General features: G+C 41.6%; 14 protein-coding genes and 2 pseudogenes. 11 read left to right on the forward strand and 5 right to left on the reverse strand.

Annotated features, from left to right (window positions below):
• The first annotated feature begins 14 nt into the window (after nt 1-14).
• Both BHV72_RS09235 and glyA read left to right on the forward strand, forming a co-directional pair.
• The gene (locus tag BHV72_RS09235; RefSeq protein ID WP_005676071.1) at nt 15-755 is read left to right on the forward strand and encodes a porin family protein; all 741 of its coding nucleotides are present in this window, start codon (nt 15-17) and stop codon (nt 753-755) included.
• A gap of 131 nt (nt 756-886) precedes the next feature.
• Entirely contained in the window at nt 887-2,167 is a 1,281-nt protein-coding gene (glyA, locus tag BHV72_RS09240; protein WP_005676072.1) for a serine hydroxymethyltransferase, read from the forward strand.
• 328 nt (nt 2,168-2,495) lie between these two features.
• Here the strand turns inward: glyA and BHV72_RS09245 are convergent, their stop codons facing one another.
• Nucleotides 2,496-4,163 (reverse strand): formate--tetrahydrofolate ligase, encoded by a 1,668-nt coding sequence (locus tag BHV72_RS09245; protein ID WP_005676073.1) that lies wholly within the window; start codon nt 4,161-4,163, stop codon nt 2,496-2,498.
• A gap of 117 nt (nt 4,164-4,280) precedes the next feature.
• Between BHV72_RS09245 and aspT the strand changes: the two genes are divergently transcribed.
• The 3 genes from aspT to BHV72_RS09260 all read left to right on the forward strand — a co-directional run bounded on the left by aspT (nt 4,281) and on the right by BHV72_RS09260 (nt 8,450).
• On the forward strand, nt 4,281-5,975 hold the full coding sequence (gene aspT, locus BHV72_RS09250) for an aspartate-alanine antiporter (RefSeq protein WP_005676074.1): 1,695 nt from the start codon (nt 4,281-4,283) through the stop codon (nt 5,973-5,975).
• Between the two features lie 58 nt (nt 5,976-6,033).
• Nucleotides 6,034-7,677: an aspartate 4-decarboxylase gene (gene aspD / locus BHV72_RS09255; protein ID WP_005680933.1), complete on the forward strand. Its 1,644-nt coding sequence runs from the start codon at nt 6,034-6,036 to the stop codon at nt 7,675-7,677.
• A gap of 233 nt (nt 7,678-7,910) precedes the next feature.
• Nucleotides 7,911-8,450 carry a hypothetical protein gene (locus BHV72_RS09260; RefSeq protein WP_005680932.1) on the forward strand — a complete coding sequence of 180 codons (540 nt, stop codon included), beginning with the start codon at nt 7,911-7,913 and terminating at the stop codon, nt 8,448-8,450.
• A gap of 21 nt (nt 8,451-8,471) precedes the next feature.
• Here the strand turns inward: BHV72_RS09260 and BHV72_RS19640 are convergent.
• Nucleotides 8,472-8,981: pseudogene (locus BHV72_RS19640) on the reverse strand (NAD-dependent dehydratase); the annotation flags it as partial.
• A 105-nt stretch (nt 8,982-9,086) separates the two neighbouring features.
• A pseudogene (locus BHV72_RS19645) lies at nt 9,087-9,458 on the reverse strand (NAD-dependent epimerase/dehydratase family protein); the annotation flags it as partial.
• A 182-nt stretch (nt 9,459-9,640) separates the two neighbouring features.
• On the opposite strand from BHV72_RS19645, the gene BHV72_RS09270 reads away from it, so the two are divergent.
• The 6 genes from BHV72_RS09270 (at nt 9,641) to BHV72_RS09295 (ending at nt 15,241) form a co-directional block, all read left to right on the forward strand.
• Complete coding sequence (locus tag BHV72_RS09270) at nt 9,641-10,543, forward strand: helix-turn-helix domain-containing protein (RefSeq protein ID WP_122264758.1); 903 nt, start codon at nt 9,641-9,643, stop codon at nt 10,541-10,543.
• A gap of 29 nt (nt 10,544-10,572) precedes the next feature.
• Nucleotides 10,573-11,472 carry a helix-turn-helix domain-containing protein gene (locus tag BHV72_RS09275; RefSeq protein ID WP_022042009.1) on the forward strand — a complete coding sequence of 300 codons (900 nt, stop codon included), beginning with the start codon at nt 10,573-10,575 and terminating at the stop codon, nt 11,470-11,472.
• Between the two features lie 293 nt (nt 11,473-11,765).
• A complete protein-coding gene (locus BHV72_RS09280; RefSeq protein WP_055170985.1) occupies nt 11,766-13,025 on the forward strand; it encodes a clostripain-related cysteine peptidase in 1,260 nt (419 codons plus the stop codon).
• Nucleotides 13,026-13,097: 72 nt separating this feature from the next.
• Nucleotides 13,098-14,015 carry an SDR family oxidoreductase gene (locus tag BHV72_RS09285; protein WP_122264757.1) on the forward strand — a complete coding sequence of 306 codons (918 nt, stop codon included), beginning with the start codon at nt 13,098-13,100 and terminating at the stop codon, nt 14,013-14,015.
• A gap of 330 nt (nt 14,016-14,345) precedes the next feature.
• Nucleotides 14,346-14,624, forward strand: a complete 279-nt coding sequence (locus BHV72_RS09290; protein ID WP_005680927.1) for a LysO family transporter — start codon at nt 14,346-14,348, stop codon at nt 14,622-14,624.
• Complete coding sequence (locus tag BHV72_RS09295) at nt 14,621-15,241, forward strand: LysO family transporter (protein ID WP_005676084.1); 621 nt, start codon at nt 14,621-14,623, stop codon at nt 15,239-15,241. The genes BHV72_RS09290 and BHV72_RS09295 overlap by 4 nt, the downstream gene beginning before the upstream one ends.
• 5 nt (nt 15,242-15,246) lie before the next feature.
• Here BHV72_RS09295 and BHV72_RS09300 read toward each other — a convergent pair whose 3' ends face one another.
• Both BHV72_RS09300 and BHV72_RS09305 read right to left on the reverse strand, forming a co-directional pair.
• Nucleotides 15,247-17,775: a helix-turn-helix domain-containing protein gene (locus BHV72_RS09300; protein WP_258908604.1), complete on the reverse strand. Its 2,529-nt coding sequence runs from the start codon at nt 17,773-17,775 to the stop codon at nt 15,247-15,249.
• A 331-nt stretch (nt 17,776-18,106) separates the two neighbouring features.
• Nucleotides 18,107-19,003, reverse strand: a complete 897-nt coding sequence (locus BHV72_RS09305; protein ID WP_005676086.1) for a F0F1 ATP synthase subunit gamma — start codon at nt 19,001-19,003, stop codon at nt 18,107-18,109.
• Between the last annotated feature and the right edge of the window lie 5 nt (nt 19,004-19,008).

Consider the following 19,008-nt stretch of genomic DNA (forward strand, 5'->3'; position numbering starts at 1 on the left):
AGGATTGTATAACCATGAATATGCTGCGTAAAATACTATTTTTCGGTTTGATGACGGTAGCCGGTACGGTTTTCGGACAGAATCGGAATACCGCAGACAAAGTGGACCGTCCCAATACGAAGAAAATAAACTTCGGTGTCAGGGCAGGGTTCAATTCCTCCATGTTTATGGTTTCCGAGTTGAAAATCAAAGATGTGACTATCGACGAGGTGCAGAATAATTATAAAATCGGCTATTTCGGTGCTCTCTTCATGCGTATCAATATGAAGAAACATTATATCCAACCGGAAGTGTCATACAATGTAACCAAATGCGAGATTACATTCGATAAACTGGGTTCTCAACATCCGGCTATCGAGCCGGATTATGCTTCGGTTCAATCTGTATTGCACAGTATTGACTTTCCTGTTCTGTATGGCTATAACGTAGTGAAGAAAGGTCCTTACGGAATGTCTATCTTTGCCGGTCCCAAGCTCCGTTATTTATGGGGAAAGAAGAACGAAATAACTTTCAGCAATTTCGACCAGAAAGGTATCCATGAGAAACTCTATCCGTTTAATATAAGTGCAGTGATTGGCGTGGGAGTCAATATTTCCCGTATTTTCTTTGATTTCCGCTACGAGCAGGGAATTGGAAATATCTCCAAGTCTATTACCTATGACAATATCAACTCGGACGGCAGCACAGGAATCAGCCGGATTATATTCGACCGCCGCGACAGCGCCTTGAGTTTTTCGCTCGGTTTTATCTTCTGACCATTTTCTACTAAATTCCATTTTTGACTAACATTTTTCTTGTACTTCCTTCTTTTTTTATTTATTTTCATTAACTTTGTACGCTTAAAATAAGGTATCTCGAATTAGAAATTTAATCTTATTATAAAAGAATGAAAAGAGACGACTTAATTTTCGACATCATCGAAAAAGAGCACCAACGTCAGCTGAAAGGTATCGAGCTGATTGCATCTGAAAACTTTGTGAGTGACCAGGTAATGCAGGCAATGGGTTCTTGCCTGACTAACAAGTATGCAGAAGGTTATCCGGGCAAACGCTATTACGGAGGTTGTGAAGTTGTAGACCAGAGCGAACAAATCGCTATCGACCGCCTGAAAGAAATCTTCGGAGCCGAATGGGCAAACGTACAGCCGCATTCCGGAGCACAGGCTAACGCAGCCGTTTTTCTGGCTGTCCTGAATCCGGGCGACAAATTCATGGGATTGAATCTTGCACATGGCGGGCACCTTTCTCATGGTTCATTAGTAAATACTTCCGGTATTATCTATACTCCCTGCGAATATAATCTGAATAAGGAAACAGGACGCGTTGACTACGACCAAATGGAAGAAGTCGCTCTACGCGAAAAACCGAAAATGATCATTGGCGGCGGTTCCGCTTACTCTCGTGAATGGGACTACAAGCGTATGCGTGAAATCGCAGACAAAGTAGGTGCTATCCTGATGATCGACATGGCTCACCCTGCCGGTCTGATTGCTGCCGGAGTACTGGAAAACCCGGTTAAATATGCACATATCGTCACTTCTACTACACATAAAACACTTCGCGGGCCTCGTGGTGGTGTCATCATGATGGGCAAAGATTTCCCTAATCCTTGGGGAAAGAAAACTCCGAAGGGTGAAATCAAAATGATGTCTCAACTGCTGGATTCAGCTGTTTTCCCGGGTATCCAAGGCGGACCGCTGGAACACGTGATTGCTGCCAAAGCTGTGGCTTTCGGCGAAATCCTGCAACCTGAATTCAAGGAATATGCAAAACAAGTACAAAAGAATGCTGCCGTACTTGCACAGGCATTGATTGACCGTGGTTTTACGATCGTTTCCGGTGGCACTGACAATCACTCTATGCTGGTTGACTTGCGTAGCAAATACCCTGATTTGACAGGTAAAGTGGCAGAGAAAGCATTGGTTTCTGCTGATATTACCGTTAATAAGAATATGGTTCCGTTCGACAGCCGTTCGGCTTTCCAGACTTCCGGTATTCGTCTGGGGACTCCAGCTATTACAACTCGTGGTGCTAAGGAAGATCTGATGCTTGAAATCGCAGAAATGATTGAGACTGTGTTATCCAACGTAGACAATGAAGAGGTTATCGCACAAGTTCGTGCACGTGTCAATGAGACAATGAAGAAATATCCTCTTTTTGCTTATTAAGAGGCATACTTTATTTTAGGTCTGATATTCGGATTATCGGATACTGTAATTTATCAGGTCTGTTCTTTTCAAAAAGGACAGACCTCTTTTTGTATTTATTAACTTTGCTATCCGAACTATTTGTCAGGAATTTCGTTTTTCTTATTACAAAAAAAAGATATGGAATATCTCTTCAACAAAAACGAATTCAATCGTACGGTACGCCGGAAGAGATATAAAAAGGTGTACCGGACTCTATATACAAGCATCCCCGTCTTTCCCTATTGGTTTATAAGGAAAGACGGGGATTTACTCATTGAAGCAGGGATTCCTGCGGTCCGATTGTTTTTTAGCTCAAACCTTCTATTTCTCCATCCACAATATCAATGTGCAACGCCTGCGGTTCTTTAGGAAGTCCCGGCATGCGGAGAATTTCTCCGGCTATCGCAACAATCATTTCAGCTCCGTTATTAATGACTATATCTTTGATATGGAACTCGAAATTATTCACTGCACCATAAATCTTAGGATCGGCAGAGAAAGAATATTGTGTTTTTGCAATACAAACCGGATAATGGGTAATTCCCATTTTCTCAATCAGTTTGATGCGGTTACGGGCAATGCTGCTGTATGTGATAACGCTTGCTCCATAAATATTGGTAGCTACCTTTTCAATCTTCTGCTGTATGCTGTCTTCTTCTTTGTAAGTATAACGCAGAGAACCGGACGGATTATTTTCGATAGTATCTACCACCAGGCGAGCCATATCTACTGCGCCCTCTCCTCCTTCAGTGAATGCATTGTTGATAGCGAAACCTACGCCTAACTGCTCGCAATGCTCGCGCAACAGTTCCATTTCTTCATCTGTATCTGTAGCAAACTTATTGAAAGCTACAATCACTGTTTGACCGAAAGAACGAAGATTACGGACATGCTTGTCCAGATTGCGCAATCCTTCTTTCAATCCTTCCATATTCGGTTCTTTAATGCGGTCGAGACTGACACCACCATGCATTTTCAGTCCCTGTGCCGTAGCCACGATTACAGTCAGACGTGGTTGGAGTCCGCTCTTACGGCATTTGATATTGTAGAACTTCTCCGCACCGAGGTCGGCACCGAATCCGGCTTCCGTAATCACATAATCGCCGAATGACATAGCCAGCTTGGTTGCCAGAATAGAGTTACATCCGTGAGCTATATTAGCGAACGGACCGCCATGTACGAAAGCAGCGGTTCCTTCGGTCGTCTGCACTAAGTTGGGATGAATGGCGTCTTTCAACAGTACGGTGATAGCTCCCGCCACTCCCAAATCTTTGACTGTAAAAGGTTTATCATCGTATGTAAAGCCTAACAGGATATTTTCGATACGGCGGCGCAAGTCATCCACATCTTTAGAAAGACAAAGGATAGCCATAATCTCCGACGCCGGAGTAATATCAAAACCGGATTCTTGAGTGATACCGTTTGATTTTGGCCCCAGACCTACGACAATACTACGCAAAGAACGGTCGTTCACATCAAGCACCCGGCGCCATAGGATTTCCTTCAGTCCGAAACCTTTCGCCTGATTCTGATAAAGATAATTATCAAGCAAAGCGGAAATCATGTTATGCGCAGAAGTGATAGCATGAAAGTCTCCGGTGAAATGAAGATTAATCTTTTCCATGGGGAGCACTTGGGCATATCCTCCTCCGGCCGCACCGCCTTTCATACCGAAACAGGGTCCGAGAGAGGGTTCACGTAAAGCAACGATAGCTTTCTTTCCAATTTTATTGAGTCCCAAAGCGAGACCGATAGATACAGTGGTTTTGCCGATACCCGCTTTTGTTGCTGTAATGGCAGTTACCAGGATGAGGTTACTTTTCTTCACCTTCTCTTCATCAATCAGTTGTTCGGGAATCTTTGCGATGTAGCGACCATAATTTTCTACTTCTTCACGAGGGATTCCGATACTTTCGGCAACTTGCTTTATCTTCTTCAATTCAATGCTGCGAGCAATTTCTATGTCTGATTTCATACAGGATATGATTAGTTTTATTTTGAAAGTGCAAAAGTAACAAATCTACGTGAAGCAACAAACTCTTTGCGTACAATAACTGTTGTTATTGGCATAACCTAAAACAACAACTTAATTATGGAATGGATTATCAATCAACTAAGGGTACACCCTGAACTTGCTATCTTCCTCACACTTTTCGCGGGATTCTGGCTGGGAAGACTGAAAATAGGGAAATTCTCTTTAGGTACAGTGACCAGCGTCCTTCTGGTAGGAGTATTGGTAGGACAATTGAACATTACAGTAGACGGTCCGTTAAAAGCCGTATTTTTTCTACTCTTTTTGTTTGCCGTTGGCTACAAGGTAGGTCCGCAATTCTTTCGAGGACTGAAAAAAGACGGACTGCCACAGGTGGGATTCGCCGTATTGATGTGTATCGTCAGTCTGGTAGCACCATGGATACTTGCCAAGATTATGGGATATCATATCGGAGAGGCTGTCGGATTGCTGGCAGGCTCACAAACGATATCTGCCGTTATCGGTGTGGCAAGCGATACGATCAACCAGTTGGGCATCAGCGAAGCACAGAAGGCAACATATATTAATGCTATTCCTGTGTCTTATGCCGTCACTTATATTTTCGGTACGGCTGGTTCTGCCTGGATTCTGGCTTCTCTCGGTCCGAAGCTTCTCGGCGGATTGGATAAAGTAAAAGCTGATTGTAAAGAACTGGAATCTAAAATGGGGACTTCAGAAATGGATGAACCCGGATTCTCCCCTGCCCTTCGTCCGGTAGTGTTCCGTGCGTATAAGATCACAAATAAATGGTTTGGCAAAGGAAAAAAGGTGAGTGAACTGGAAAAGTATCTATCCGAACAGGAGAAGCTGTTATTTGTAGAACGAGTCCGGCAACGGGGAGTTGTAAAAGAGGTCAAACCGGATATGCTTCTTCAGCCGGAGGATGAAATCGTACTAAGCGGACGACGCGAATTTGTGATTGGCGAAGAAGACTGGATCGGCCCGGAAGTGATAGATGCGCAACTACTGGACTTTCCGGCGGAAACTCTGCCGGTTATGGTGACACACCGGACTTTCGCCGGCGAAAAGGTATCGACAATCCGGGCACAGAAATTTATGCACGGGGTTAGTATCCGTAGTATCAAACGTGCGGGTATCAATGTCCCGGTACTTGCCCGGACAGTGGTGGACGCCGGTGATATTCTGGAACTTACCGGAATGAAACATGAGGTGGAAACTGCCGCTAAACAAATGGGATATGTTGATCGGCCGACGAATCAGACAGATATGATTTTTGTCGGACTCGGTATTCTGGTCGGTGGCCTTGTCGGTGCGTTGACTATGCATCTGGGAGGTGTCCCTATCAGTCTTTCCACCAGTGGAGGTGCATTGATTGCAGGACTGATATTCGGTTGGCTGCGCAGTAAACATCCTACTTTCGGAGGTATTCCCGAACCTTCACTCTGGGTATTGAATAATGTGGGATTGAACATGTTTATTGCAGTAGTCGGCATTGCCGCAGGTCCCAGTTTTGTAGCCGGATTTAAGGAGGTCGGTTTCAGCTTGTTCATTATCGGGGCATTGGCTACGGCCATTCCTCTTCTCAGCGGGTTACTAATGGGCAAATATCTGTTCAAATTCCACCCTGCACTGACATTAGGATGTACGGCGGGAGCACGTACTACCACTGCTGCATTGGGAGCTGTTCAGGATGCGGTGGAGAGTGAGACCCCGGCTTTAGGATATACCGTAACGTATGCTGTCGGCAACACACTGCTGATTATCTGGGGAGTATTTATCGTATTGCTGATGTAAACGTGAAACCAATACTTTTGACAACTTATTTACTATTCTAACTAATATAGATTTCATTATGGAAAAAAAAGACAATAGCCCGGCTATTACCAAAAGTTATGCCAGGAAAATGGAAACGATCAGTCCGTTCGAACTGAAAAACAAGCTTATTGACATGGCGGATGAGAGTGTCAAGAAGATAGCACATACCATGCTGAATGCAGGACGGGGTAATCCGAACTGGATTGCTACCGAACCACGTGAAGCTTTTTTCCTGCTGGGACAATTCGGACTTTGTGAATGTCGCCGGGCGTTTTCACTGGAAGAAGGAATCGCCGGTATCCCTCAAAAGGCAGGGATCGCTGCCCGTTTTGAGGCGTTCCTGAAAGATAATGAGAAGGCTCCCGGTGCCAATCTGCTGAAAGAGGGTTACAACTATATGCTAATGGAGCATGCTGCCGACCCGGACACACTGGTACATGAATGGGCGGAATCCGTCATCGGTGACCAGTATCCTGTGCCCGACCGTATTCTGTATTTTACGGAACAGATCGTACAGGATTATCTGGCACAGGAGATGTGTGACCGACGTCCGCCGAAAGGGACATTCGACTTGTTCGCCACCGAAGGAGGCACAGCCGCCATGTGTTATCTGTTCGATTCGCTGGAAGAGAATTTCCTGTTGAACCAGGGAGATTCTATTGCACTGATGATTCCGGTTTTCACTCCTTATATAGAGATCCCGCAGCTACGACGTTATCAATTTGACGTGACTGAAATATCCGCCGATCAGATGACAGCCGACGGATTACATACATGGCAATATAAGGATGAAGACATTGACAAACTGAAAAATCCGCAGATTAAAGCGCTCTTCATTACGAATCCGAGCAATCCGCCCAGTTATGCGCTTAGCCCGGAGACTGCCGCACGGATTGTCAATATCGTGAAAAATGATAATCCGAACCTGATGATTATTACGGACGATGTGTATGGAACATTTATACCTCATTTCCGGTCATTAATGGCGGAATTGCCTCACAATACTCTTTGCGTTTATTCTTTCTCCAAATATTTCGGTGCAACAGGCTGGAGAAATGCCGTAATCGCGCTACACGAAGACAACATCTACGACAAAATGATTGCCCGCCTGTCGGAGGAGCAAAAAGCAATCTTGAACAAACGTTACTCCAGTATCGATTTGCATCCGGAAAAGCTGAAGTTTATTGACCGCATGGTGGCAGACAGCCGCCAGATCGCATTGAATCATACCGCAGGTCTTTCGCTGCCACAGCAGATGCAGATGAGCCTGTTCTCGCTTTTTGCTATTCTGGATAAGGAAAATCGTTACAAAACCAGAATGCAGGAAATCATTCACCGCCGCCTTCATGCATTATGGGACAATACGGGTTTCACACTGGTAGAAGACCCTCTACGTGCCGGATATTACTCGGAAATTGATATGCTGGTATGGGCGAAAAAATTCTATGGGGATGATTTTGTTGCTTATCTGCAAAAGACATATAATCCGTTGGATGTGGTCTTTCGCCTGGCAAATGAGACTTCGCTCGTATTGCTGAACGGCGGTGGCTTTGCCGGACCGAAATGGAGTGTCCGTGTATCACTTGCCAACTTGAACGAAGCTGATTATGTAAAAATCGGGCAGAGTATCAAGCGTGTACTGGAAGAGTATGCTAATGTATGGAAGGCTTCCATACGCTAAAAGGTATTTCCTCCCTCGTTCCTTTTTATGAATGAGGGAGGAAAGATACGAACTTTGCTCAATGTCATGTCTTTTGTTACTTGAAACGGGAAGTATCCACGTTAATTGCTACTTAAACGTATGTACAAATGTTGTCATCCCATTTTTAAAGAGTTTTTCTCTAAGAAAATATAACAGAAACGAATAGTCAGGATGAAAATTTCTATCTTTGTCATAAATCAACCTTTACGAAGATGAAAAAACTGATTTTATTTCTTTCGCTGATATTATCGGTCGGTTTTGCATCCGCACAGTCAGAAATCCCTTCCGATAGTATTCGTCGTGCCCCCTCGGCTAATATTAAGGAGTTTGGCGGCTTTTTATTGGATATGGGATTGATGAATGTAGCTCCTCCCAAACTTCCTAAATTCAGCCTGGATGTGCCGAATATGAGTAAAGACTATAATCAACTGTTCCGTCTGAATACGGATGCCACATACTCACAAGGATTCTCTGATGCTTTTTCTCCTTCTGCCTTTTCCGGTTTCGGATACGGGTATGGCTGGGGGCTGTCGTCTTCTCCACAGTTCATGCAAATGGGATCTTTTAAGCTGAAAAACGGTATGAGGATTAATACGTACGGAGATTATGACAAAGACGGTTGGAGAGTGCCCAACCGAAGTGCCATGCCTTGGGAAAAGAATAATTTCCGGGGAGCATTCGAACTAAAATCCGCAAACGGTAATTTCGGTATACGGATTGAAGTACAGCAAGGGCGAAACGGTCCTTACTAATATATATGAAGGCTAGGTTTACTATTTGCCTGATTTAAAAGCCTTATCCGCAGCGTACATTGCATCCGCTATCCTATCACACCACTTATCAAACTCCAGATCAGGCGTTTGACTCTCAGGATGTGTAAGCATATAATGCACGGATTGTCTCAGACCGTCCACCATTGATACAGTACAGATAAAATCCGGGACAAGTCTCTTGATCTTCGAATTATCAAAAACGACTGTGGCAGCCTTGTCACCTAATAGTTCCCCTCTGAAATCATAAGTTTCTCCATGTCCGGCAAGAAAATCCGAAGCTACGTGTAACGCATTCAGCGGTTTTCCTAATGCATCGGCAATGGTTTCATAAATCTGATTCCAAGTCATACTTTCGTCGGTTGTGATATGGAAAGCATTCCCGATAGCATGAGGGTTTGCCATTAAACCGACATATCCTTTGGCAAAGTCCTTAGAATGTGTCAGTGTCCATAACGAACTTCCGTCACCGGGAATAATCACAGGCTTTCCGTCAAGGATACGCTTTAAGATCTACCACAAAGATATTAATTCTGCCTTTGACTACCAACGTTGTATACAAATTACTGATTCTTGTACCTATATTACTGTTTTGCAAATATGATATAGATAAGATATACGCGAGTGCTCCCAAAAAGGATTTACTAATGGAGTACTTTCCGTAATGCGGTAATCTGTCTGCGGTTTTTGATAGGCAGAAGCACTACTGATGAAAATATATTGTTTTGTCTTATGCTGAAACAGACGGATATCTCGTTCTACATCTTTCGCCGTATAACCTATAAATTGGGCAACGACATCATAGCTTTCGTGTGCTATAGCTTTCGCCACCGCCTGTTCGTCATGGATGTCCGCCACGATGCTACGCATACCTTCCGGCAGTTTTTTCGAACCTCTATTGAGCAGCGTAATCTCCCACCCTCTCTGTTGTGCCAATGCTACGACATCGGTACTGATCGTACCTGTTCCGCCAATAAATAATGCTTTCATAAAAGTAGGTATTAAAATTTTTGGAACAAAGATATTAATTCTGCCTTTGACTACCAACGTTGTATACAAATTACTGATTCTTGTACCTATATTACTGTTTTGCAAATATGATATAGATAAGATAATATAGATAAGATATTCTTAAAAGTTTTATCTTTGCCTATGATAAAACTGTAAGCCGTATGGATGAAATTACCAAAATTGAAACTATTGATCAGTACGACCAATTATTCGGACTGGAAACTTTGCACCCTTTAGTGAATGTGATCGACTTTTCAAAAGCGACAAAAACAGTAGAATACTATCATATGAATATCGGATTCTACTCTCTGTTTTTGAAAGACATTAATTGCGGAGACCTTAAATATGGGCGTAACTATTATGACTATCAGGAAGGAACGGTCGTCTGTATGGCCCCAGGTCAAGTGATTGGTATAGATAACCGGAAGAAAACTCCTCAACGTACAAAATCGATCGGAGTCTTGTTTCATCCCGACCTGATCCGGGGAACTTCTCTGGGACAGAATATCAAGAATTATTCCTTCTTTTCTTATGAAGTTAATGAAGCCTTGCATCTATCCGAACAGGAAAAAGAAATTGTAACGGACTGTATACATAAAATACAAATCGAATTGGAACATGCTATCGACAAGCATAGCAAACAACTTATTGTCCGCAATATCGAACTATTACTCGATTATTGTATGCGTTTCTATGAACGGCAGTTTATCACACGCAATCAGGTAAACAAAGACATTATCGTGCGGTTCGAACATCTATTGGATGAATATTTCCAAGGGCAGGTAGCACTGACCGAAGGGTTGCCTGCCGTGAAATATTTTGCAGACAAGGTATGCCTTTCTCCTAATTACTTCGGCGACCTGATAAAAAAAGAAACTGGTAAAACTGCGCAGGAATATATTCAGTGCCGTATCATTGAACTTGCCAAAGAACGAATATTGGAGGGTTCGCAAACGGTCAGCCAAATAGCTTATGAGCTGGGATTCCAGTATCCTCAACACTTCAGCCGGCTATTTAAAAAACATGTCGGATATACACCGAATGAATATAAACAGCAGAACTAAGAACATACACCGGAGAGATCGTTAACGTCATGGGAGATAAAGTACTCAAAATAGGAACCGTGCATCAATGTAATTGTTGCTTGGGAAGTAAGACACTGCATCCGCTAGTCAGTGTCATCGACCTTTCGAAGGCTGACTTATCTCCTCATACGGACATTAAATTCGGATTCTATACGATTCTGTTGAGTGAATGTAAGTGTGAGGCCTATGCATACGGGCACCAATGTTGTGATTTCTCGGACGGAACTCTCGTTTGCCTGACTCCCGGAGAGTCAATCAGTATGAAGGAGAACAACAAGGAATTTCCTTCCAAGGGATGGATATTGGCCTTTCACCCCGACTTGATTTGCGGGACTCCGCTCGGACTCAATATACACAATTATACTTTCTTCTCTTATTGTCCGGAGGAAGCACTGCATCTCTCTCTACGCGAAAAACAGATTATTCTGGAGTTCCTGGAGAGGATTCGGCAAGAGCTTGAGCGCTGCATTGACCGACACAGCAAAAAAATCATTTCAAAATACATTGAACTTTTGCTGGATTATTGTACTCGCTTCTACGAACGCCAGTTTATCACACGTAGCGAAGTCAATAAAAAGGTGTTCAGAGAATTCAATCATCTGCTTGATAATCATTTCAATGTGAAAGTAAGCCTATCAACTGATGTGTTATCCGATGAATATTGTGCTAATCTCCTGCATTTATCGCCTGCATATTTTAATGATTTACTGAAATATGAAATAGGAAAAGAGTTCAAAGAGTATATCCAGTTCAAACGTTTCGAGATAGCCAAAGGATGGTTGGTAAATACGGATAAAACGCTCGGCCAGATTGCACAAGAACTAGGGTTCTCTAATTCACAGTATTTCAGCCGCTTATTCAAGAAAATCACAGGATGTTCGCCAAATGAATTCAGAATGCCCAACTAAAAAATATTTAGTTAACAGCAGAAAACCTTAATAAAAATAGAATCGGGAAATAAAACTCTTAATCAATGTTATAAAACATACTTTTTTTCTTGGATTATTTGCAGATTTCACAAAAGTGCGTACCTTTGCAATGTGTTTTTCATAGTATTAGATTTAAGGTTAACAAAGGTTGGAGCAAGGCGTTGCTCCTTTTTTTATGTCTATACCTCACGGAAATCCTACAATCAGTTGTAGAAATCACTATTTTTTCAGTAGTTTTGCAGAAACTCTGATAATTTAATTCAAGAAACAAAATGAAGACAAAGCAAAAATATTATCATCTTATAAAACCAATCATCTTTGTGCTATTTCTATCTTTTAGCATGGCTTCGTGTGAAAAAGAAGATATTATTCCTGAATCGCCGGATATAGAAGATACAGAAAATCCTACGGATACTGATCCCAATGAAATTGTTCCTCCTATTGTACGGGCAAATAATGAGCAAACGATATTTATGTATCTCCCTTGGTCGAACAATCTGACTTCTAACTTCTATCAGAATATCAGTGACCTGGAGAGTGTAATCGAAAAGAATATACTAAAAAATGAACGTGTCATAGTATTTATGTGTACCGAAGCTACAGAAGCTACTCTTTTTGAACTCGTTTATGAAAACGGTAAAAGCGTGCGCAAGACCTATAAGCAGTATACTGATCCCGTATATACAACAGCCGAAGGAATTACATCTATCCTTAATGATGTTCGGGAATGTACACCAGCCCAACGTTACTCTATGATTATCGGTTGTCATGGTATGGGATGGATACCTGTATCAAATGCCCAATCACGCAGTAACCTTCGTGTCAACAAAATGCACTGGGAGTATGAGAATGTACCTATGACACGTTATTTCGGAGGATTATATCCCCAATATCAAACCGACATAACCACACTTGCTCAAGGTATCTCCAATGCCGGATTGAAAATGGAATATATACTTTTTGATGATTGTTACATGTCGACAGTAGAAGTTGCTTATGATCTTAAAAATGTGACTAATCATCTGATAGCGTCTACCTGTGAAATAATGGCGTACGGTATGCCATACGCAAAGATCGGACAGTATTTGATAGGAGAAATTAATTATGAAAAGATCTGTAATGGATTCGATGACTTTTATTCAAATTATGAGATGCCATGCGGCACTATCGCTGTCACGGATTGCGCAGAATTGGATCATTTGGCAGCTATAATGAAGGACATAAATAGCCAATATACATTTGATACGACATTAACCGGGTCACTGCAAAGATTAGACGGCTATTCTCCTGTTATATTCTTTGATTGCGGAGATTATGTATCAAAGTTATGTTCCAACCAGGAATTACTGGCTCAATTCAACGAACAACTTAACCGTACTGTTCCATTCAAAAGAAATACAGATTATTTCTATTCTATGAGTAGAGGAAAGGTAAAAATAGAAACTTTCTCCGGTATCACCATTTCCGATCCCAGTACTAATGACCTCGCTTCCGCAAAAGAAAAAACAGCATGGTATGCAGCTACTCATTAAATCTATTAAAAGAGATATTTTCTAATTTGTAGATATTCAAGAACAACAGCTCTATACATCTTATAAAAAATCATGAGAAATATATTAATCATCGGTGCTAACGGATTCACCGGACGCCAATTACTGAAGGATTTATCTGCCCATAAACAATATAATGTGACCGGCTGTTCCCTGCACTCGGATATCTTTCCAGCTTTAGAGAATACAAAGAAGTATCGTTTCATTGAAGTTGATATACGGAATGAAGCGTCCGTAAAAGAGTTGTTCAAAGCAATTTGTCCGGATGTAGTTATCAACTGTTCCGCTTTATCTGTTCCCGATTATTGTGAAACACACCATGAAGAGGCTTACCTCATAAACGTTACCGCGGTAGAACAACTGGCACACCTTTGCAAAGAATACCAAAGCCGTTTCATCCATTTATCCACTGATTTCGTATTTGACGGAAAGATAAATGAGAGAACCGGACAGCTATATACAGAAGAAATACTCCCCGCTCCTGTCAACTATTACGGATTCACCAAATGGAAAGGAGAAGAAAAAGTTGCCGATATTTGTAGTAATTATGCCATTGCACGTGTAGAGATTGTGTATGGAAAAGCACTGCCCGGACAGCATGGAAATATCGTTCAATTAGTAATGAACCGTTTGAAAGCCGGACAAGAGATTCGTGTTGTATCCGACCAATGGCGCACGCCAACTTTTGTAGGAGATCTATCAGACGGGATACGACGCCTGATAGAAAATACGACCAACGGAATCTTTCATATCTGTGGTGACGAATGTTTGACTATTGCAGAAATAGCTTATCAGGTAGCAGACTACATGAAATTAAACCGCACGCTCATTCATCCTGTTACGACAGAAGAAATGCAAGAATCCACTCCCCGCCCGCGTTTTAGCGGAATGAGTATCGAGAAAGCACGAACAATACTCGGATACAATCCGCGAAAACTAAAGGAAGTCCTTCTGGATTGGAACAGCATATAATTATTGCATATTTATTTTGAAAATATACAAAAAGTTCATATCTTTGCACCAAAATTAAGAAGACCAATGATGAATCAGAGATTACAACTACATAACACTGCTTACTTTCTTGCGGAAATCCCCAATTTCTGTAAGTCATGTTGCGTGCATGTACATTGGTTCAGTGGATTCATCTAAATTCCCCTTTCTTTGATTATAGGAGCTACCTGCTGATTCACTCTGTTGCTCACAAGTAGCATTTATCCTGACTTTCAATAAGATAAATTATCTTTTTGGAGAATTATTCGTGTGGCTTATTCAAATGTATAACCTGACCTAAATATATACAATATGTTTTCTATTATATCTACCATGTTTCTAGGAATCGGAATCGGCTATGTATTGCGTAACTGGACTATTTTACAAAAGACAGAAAAGACGATTTCTCTTACAATATTCCTCTTACTCTTTATACTTGGCGTATCTATCGGCTCTAATAGTCTGATAGTAAACAATCTTGGTAAGTTCGGTAAACAAGCAATCATTCTTGCCATATCGGGTGTATTGGGAAGCTTGATTGCTGCCCGGCTGGTTTTACAACTATTCTTCAAGAAAGGAGGCGAACAATGAAAGGAAGTCTGATTGTAATATTATTCTTTTGTGTAGGCTGTATCATGGGAGCTCTCAATAAGTTTCAATTTGACACGCATACTATTTCTATGTACATACTATATGCGCTAATGCTTCAAGTAGGAGTTAGCATCGGTTCCAACAAAAATCTGAAAACAATCATTTCACACCTGCATCCCAAGATGTTACTAATTCCGTTGGGAACTATCATCGGAACATTATTATTCTCTGCTCTGGCAAGCATACTGGTAAGTCAATGGAGCGTGTTCGACTGTATGGCAGTAGGAAGCGGATTTGCCTACTATTCACTCTCTTCCATTCTTATCACCCAGTTCAAAGAACCGTCTATCGGACTGCAACTTGCCACAGAACTAGGCACAATCGCCCTACTGACTAATATCTTCCGTGAAATGATGGCACTTCTCGGCACTCCGCTTATCAAAAAGTATTTCGGGAAATTGGCTCCTATCTCTGCGGCAGGAGTCAATTCCATGGATGTATTATTGCCTTCTATCAGCAGATATTCGGGAAAAGAAATGATTCCGATTGCTATCCTACACGGCATTCTCATTGATATGAGTGTTCCGGTATTCGTTTCTTTCTTCTGCAAATTCTAAGAGCTTCAACGCCTAGCATCATCGGCTGCGAATACAAATCTGATATCGGCATAGGAGACCTCGTCTCCTAACGCCGCTTTTATTCCTGCCACTCCGGAATTCTCGTTCTTTTGCTGATACCGACGAATCTTCTCTATCTTTTCTACAGCTACTACTTGCTCCAATTTAATCTTTCCCATACGAACATAATGTTCTAAGTGCGTAGCAATTGTTCCCGTCACCAAATCACGTGATTTAGCTATCTCCTCCATACTCATTCCCTTACAAAACATCTCATAGCTCATCTGTTTCGTATCTTTCTTCGGTTCCTTTTTTTCTCCCCTCTTACTTTTTTCCGGAAGAAATATCTCTTTGATTTCCGGTCGTTTCACTTGATTCTCCCTCATATACTTACGGACAATCCCCAAAATTTCAAGTCCATATTTCTCCACTCCTTTCGCTCCAAAATAAGGTACAGCTTCCAAAGCTTGCGGAGTATCCGGCAAAAGATTTACAATGCCCATTAATGCTTTCTGTTGCATAATGACATAAGCAGGCATATTGGTTTCACGCGTCTTTTCCGTTCTCCATTCCGATAAAGTGCGATAAAGCTCCGGATGCAGAATATCCGTAGGAACTTCTACTTTTACTTTTGTAAAACTACTACGTGTACGTTCTACCCGTTCTTTTCTCTCTCTCAATGTTTTAGCGGTAAGAGAAGGAGAAGAAGAGTTGTCCTCAAGACTTAACATCACCTTAGCTTTCAATTTCAAATATTCAGCAACAATAAAAGGTTGCACACACATAGCTTTCAATAAGGACTCTTTAATCCACAATGCATCATCCAACGCTTGCAAACGTTCATTCAGTTGTTTCCTCAACTCCCTATTATCAAGAGGTATATTAGTCTTTGCAAACAAAACACGAATAGGTTCCAGCTCTTTATGAAAATACACCGCACCGGAACGAATCCGTTCTTGCAACTCCTGGTCCGAAGCATAATCTTCACTCTCATTAATCAAACGTGTATACTGATTGCGGAAACGGTGGGCAACTTCCACTATCTTTTCCTTAATATGAGGCTCCAATAGCTTATATTCGGTAAGTAATTTAGGGTAAAGTTTATACAAATCTTCATCCAGCATACGAAGCAACCGTTTATAAGCCTGCTCGAGGGAATAGAAGTTAAACAAATCACTCAACAAATCGAAGAAATAAGCCTTCTGCATATCACTTAGCTGCTTGTTTCCCGGTTTATTCCGTTCCACCTCTTTTGTGAAGTTATCAACCACACTGTCACTAATAATAGCCTCCTTACGCAATGGAGACTCCAATACCAAGCCCTCCAAAGTCTTACAACGACTCAAAGCTACATATGTCTGTCCATGCGCAAAGGAATTGCGTGCATCAATAATTGCACGTTCAAATGTCAATCCCTGACTCTTATGTATCGTGATAGCCCATGCCAATCGAATAGGATATTGACGGAATGTTCCTTCTATCACCTCAGTGATTTCCTTCGTTTCCTCATTTAACACATACTTATAGTTTCCCCATTCCTCCGGCAACAACAGAAAATCCTCCTCACTCCCTTTTTCTTTCACATATATCTCAGAATCATTAACGGCTACCACCTCTCCGATCATACCATTATAATACCGTTTTTCCAAAGAAACATCATTTTTGAGAAACATGATCTGGGCACCCTCTTTAATAGTGAGAATTTCATCTGCGGGATATGTATATTCAGGAAAAGTCCCCGTCACTTCAGCTCGAAAATGATAAGGCTTTCCCGGTAGAGAAGCCAATTCACGATCATTTACTTGCTGTGCTTGATTGTTATGTGTTGTCAAACGGATATATCCTTCTTCTTTAGGCGGTTGGAAGCCTTGCTGATATCGCCGATTCAACTCATTCAACACTTCATCATCTGCTTTGTTCTCACGTATTTTATTCAACAGAGAAAGAAAAAAAGTATCGTTCTGACGGTATACCTTTTCCAGTTCAATTGTCATATAGGTCGTTTCTCTCAATGCACGGCTGGCAAAAAAATAAGGCGTTTCGTAATAATTCCTCAACAAACTCCATTCGCTGTCCCTCACAACAGGAGCTAACTGCTGCAAATCTCCAATCATCAACAGTTGTACCCCTCCAAAAGGCTTTTCGCGATTGCGATAACGACGTAAAGTCGCATCTACTGCGTCTAGCAAATCCGCACGTACCATACTGATTTCATCAATCACTAATAAATCCATGCTTCGGATAATGTTACGTTTCTCTTGACTGTATCGGTATTGTATTTGCGCAGAGTTAAAAGTCGTTTCCGGCACAAATGGAGCAAAAGATATCTGGAAAAAAGAATGAATCGTCACCCCTCCGGCGTTAATTGCTGCAATACCCGTCGGAGCCAATACGACCATGCGTTTGGGGGTATGCTCTCTCAATCGTTTTAGAAATGTAGTTTTTCCGGTTCCGGCTTTTCCGGTAAGAAACAGGTGTGTGCCTGTATTTTCAATGAACTGCCAAGCAAGTTGTAGTTCAGGATTATTTTCCATGAAAGTATATTATTTTGTGCAAAGGTACGGAAAACTGTATAGAGATTGAAATAAAAGTACTAAACTTTTCCGCATAAAATAGTCAAATGAGAATCAGACAAAAAGTCCCGGCTGTTTTTCCCGCTAGAAAGCAACCGGGACGACGGATCAAATTAGAACACTAAGTGATGTGCTATTATGTCCGAAAACTACTTCGTATATTTGTTTTGCTTGAATATAAATAAAAATTCAAGACTATTTCCAACGCAAATATATATATAAATTCCCGTTTTTAAGTTTCACCTTAAAAACGGGATATTGAATCAAAAAATAATGTTATTAATTGTCGTAATTACTGCATCGAACCACCCACAATATCCAGCAATTCGTTCGTAATCGCCTGTTGGCGACTCTTGTTATATTGCTTGGTAAGGTCTTGAATCAATTCGTTGGCATTGTCCGTAGCTACTTGCATTGCTAATGTACGTGCTGCGTGCTCGGAAGCATTAGAATCCACAGCAGCAGTAAAGAGCTTCTGGCTCAATACAGTAGGTATCAAGTCGGCAATCAATTGCTCAGCAGAAGGTTCTACTATATAGTCATTCACAACTTCACGTTCTTCTTCTTTCTGTTTTTCCAGTTCTTTACCTTCTTCTACTGCACGTGTAAGGTCAATAGGCAGATAAGTCTCGCGAAGTAGAATCTGCACACCCATTGATTTAAAATGATGATAAATCAATTCCACACGGTCAATTTCTCCCGCCACATACATTTTCATTAGAAGATCCGCCAGGTCGGAAGCTTCTTGATAAGTTGGTTTATCGGAAAGTGTCGGAGGTATTTCCCCCGGCTGGAATCCCATTCTCTTCACAGCTTCCTCCACCTTCTTTCCTATGGGAAAGATCAAAATATTATCCTGTCCCAGCGTACGGTATTCGCTGACAGTTTGCAATAACATCTTTATGACATTTGCATTAAAAGCGCCACAAAGTGATGTATTCGAAGAAAAAGCAATAATCGCCACACGCTTCACTTCCCGTGCTCGTATGTAAGGAGACTCTATCGGAAGATCAGCGCTCAAAAAGTTAGTCAGAATCTTGTTCAACTTCTTCTGATAGGGCAACATATTCTCAATGGCTCCTTGTGCCTTATGTAGTTTGGCAGAAGCCACCATCTTCATTGCTGAAGTGATTTTTCGGGTACTTTTAACCGAATTTATTCTGGTTTTTACTTCTTTCAGTGAAGCCATAGTTT

The organism is Bacteroides sp. 43_46, from assembly GCF_001915455.1.
GTDB classification, from domain to species: domain Bacteria; phylum Bacteroidota; class Bacteroidia; order Bacteroidales; family Bacteroidaceae; genus Bacteroides; species Bacteroides caccae.

Coding starts and splice junctions, on each gene's coding strand:
- BHV72_RS09295 (WP_005676084.1), top strand. CDS start 14,621: ATGAAAGGAAGTCTGATTGTAATATTATTCTTTTGTGTAGGCTGTATC.
- BHV72_RS09305 (WP_005676086.1), bottom strand. CDS start 19,003: ATGGCTTCACTGAAAGAAGTAAAAACCAGAATAAATTCGGTTAAAAGT.
- BHV72_RS09290 (WP_005680927.1), top strand. CDS start 14,346: ATGTTTTCTATTATATCTACCATGTTTCTAGGAATCGGAATCGGCTAT.
- BHV72_RS09235 (WP_005676071.1), top strand. CDS start 15: ATGAATATGCTGCGTAAAATACTATTTTTCGGTTTGATGACGGTAGCC.
- BHV72_RS09260 (WP_005680932.1), top strand. CDS start 7,911: ATGAAAAAACTGATTTTATTTCTTTCGCTGATATTATCGGTCGGTTTT.
- aspD (WP_005680933.1), top strand. CDS start 6,034: ATGGAAAAAAAAGACAATAGCCCGGCTATTACCAAAAGTTATGCCAGG.
- BHV72_RS09270 (WP_122264758.1), top strand. CDS start 9,641: ATGGATGAAATTACCAAAATTGAAACTATTGATCAGTACGACCAATTA.
- aspT (WP_005676074.1), top strand. CDS start 4,281: ATGGAATGGATTATCAATCAACTAAGGGTACACCCTGAACTTGCTATC.
- BHV72_RS09285 (WP_122264757.1), top strand. CDS start 13,098: ATGAGAAATATATTAATCATCGGTGCTAACGGATTCACCGGACGCCAA.
- glyA (WP_005676072.1), top strand. CDS start 887: ATGAAAAGAGACGACTTAATTTTCGACATCATCGAAAAAGAGCACCAA.
- BHV72_RS09300 (WP_258908604.1), bottom strand. CDS start 17,775: ATGGAAAATAATCCTGAACTACAACTTGCTTGGCAGTTCATTGAAAAT.
- BHV72_RS09280 (WP_055170985.1), top strand. CDS start 11,766: ATGAAGACAAAGCAAAAATATTATCATCTTATAAAACCAATCATCTTT.
- BHV72_RS09245 (WP_005676073.1), bottom strand. CDS start 4,163: ATGAAATCAGACATAGAAATTGCTCGCAGCATTGAATTGAAGAAGATA.
- BHV72_RS09275 (WP_022042009.1), top strand. CDS start 10,573: ATGGGAGATAAAGTACTCAAAATAGGAACCGTGCATCAATGTAATTGT.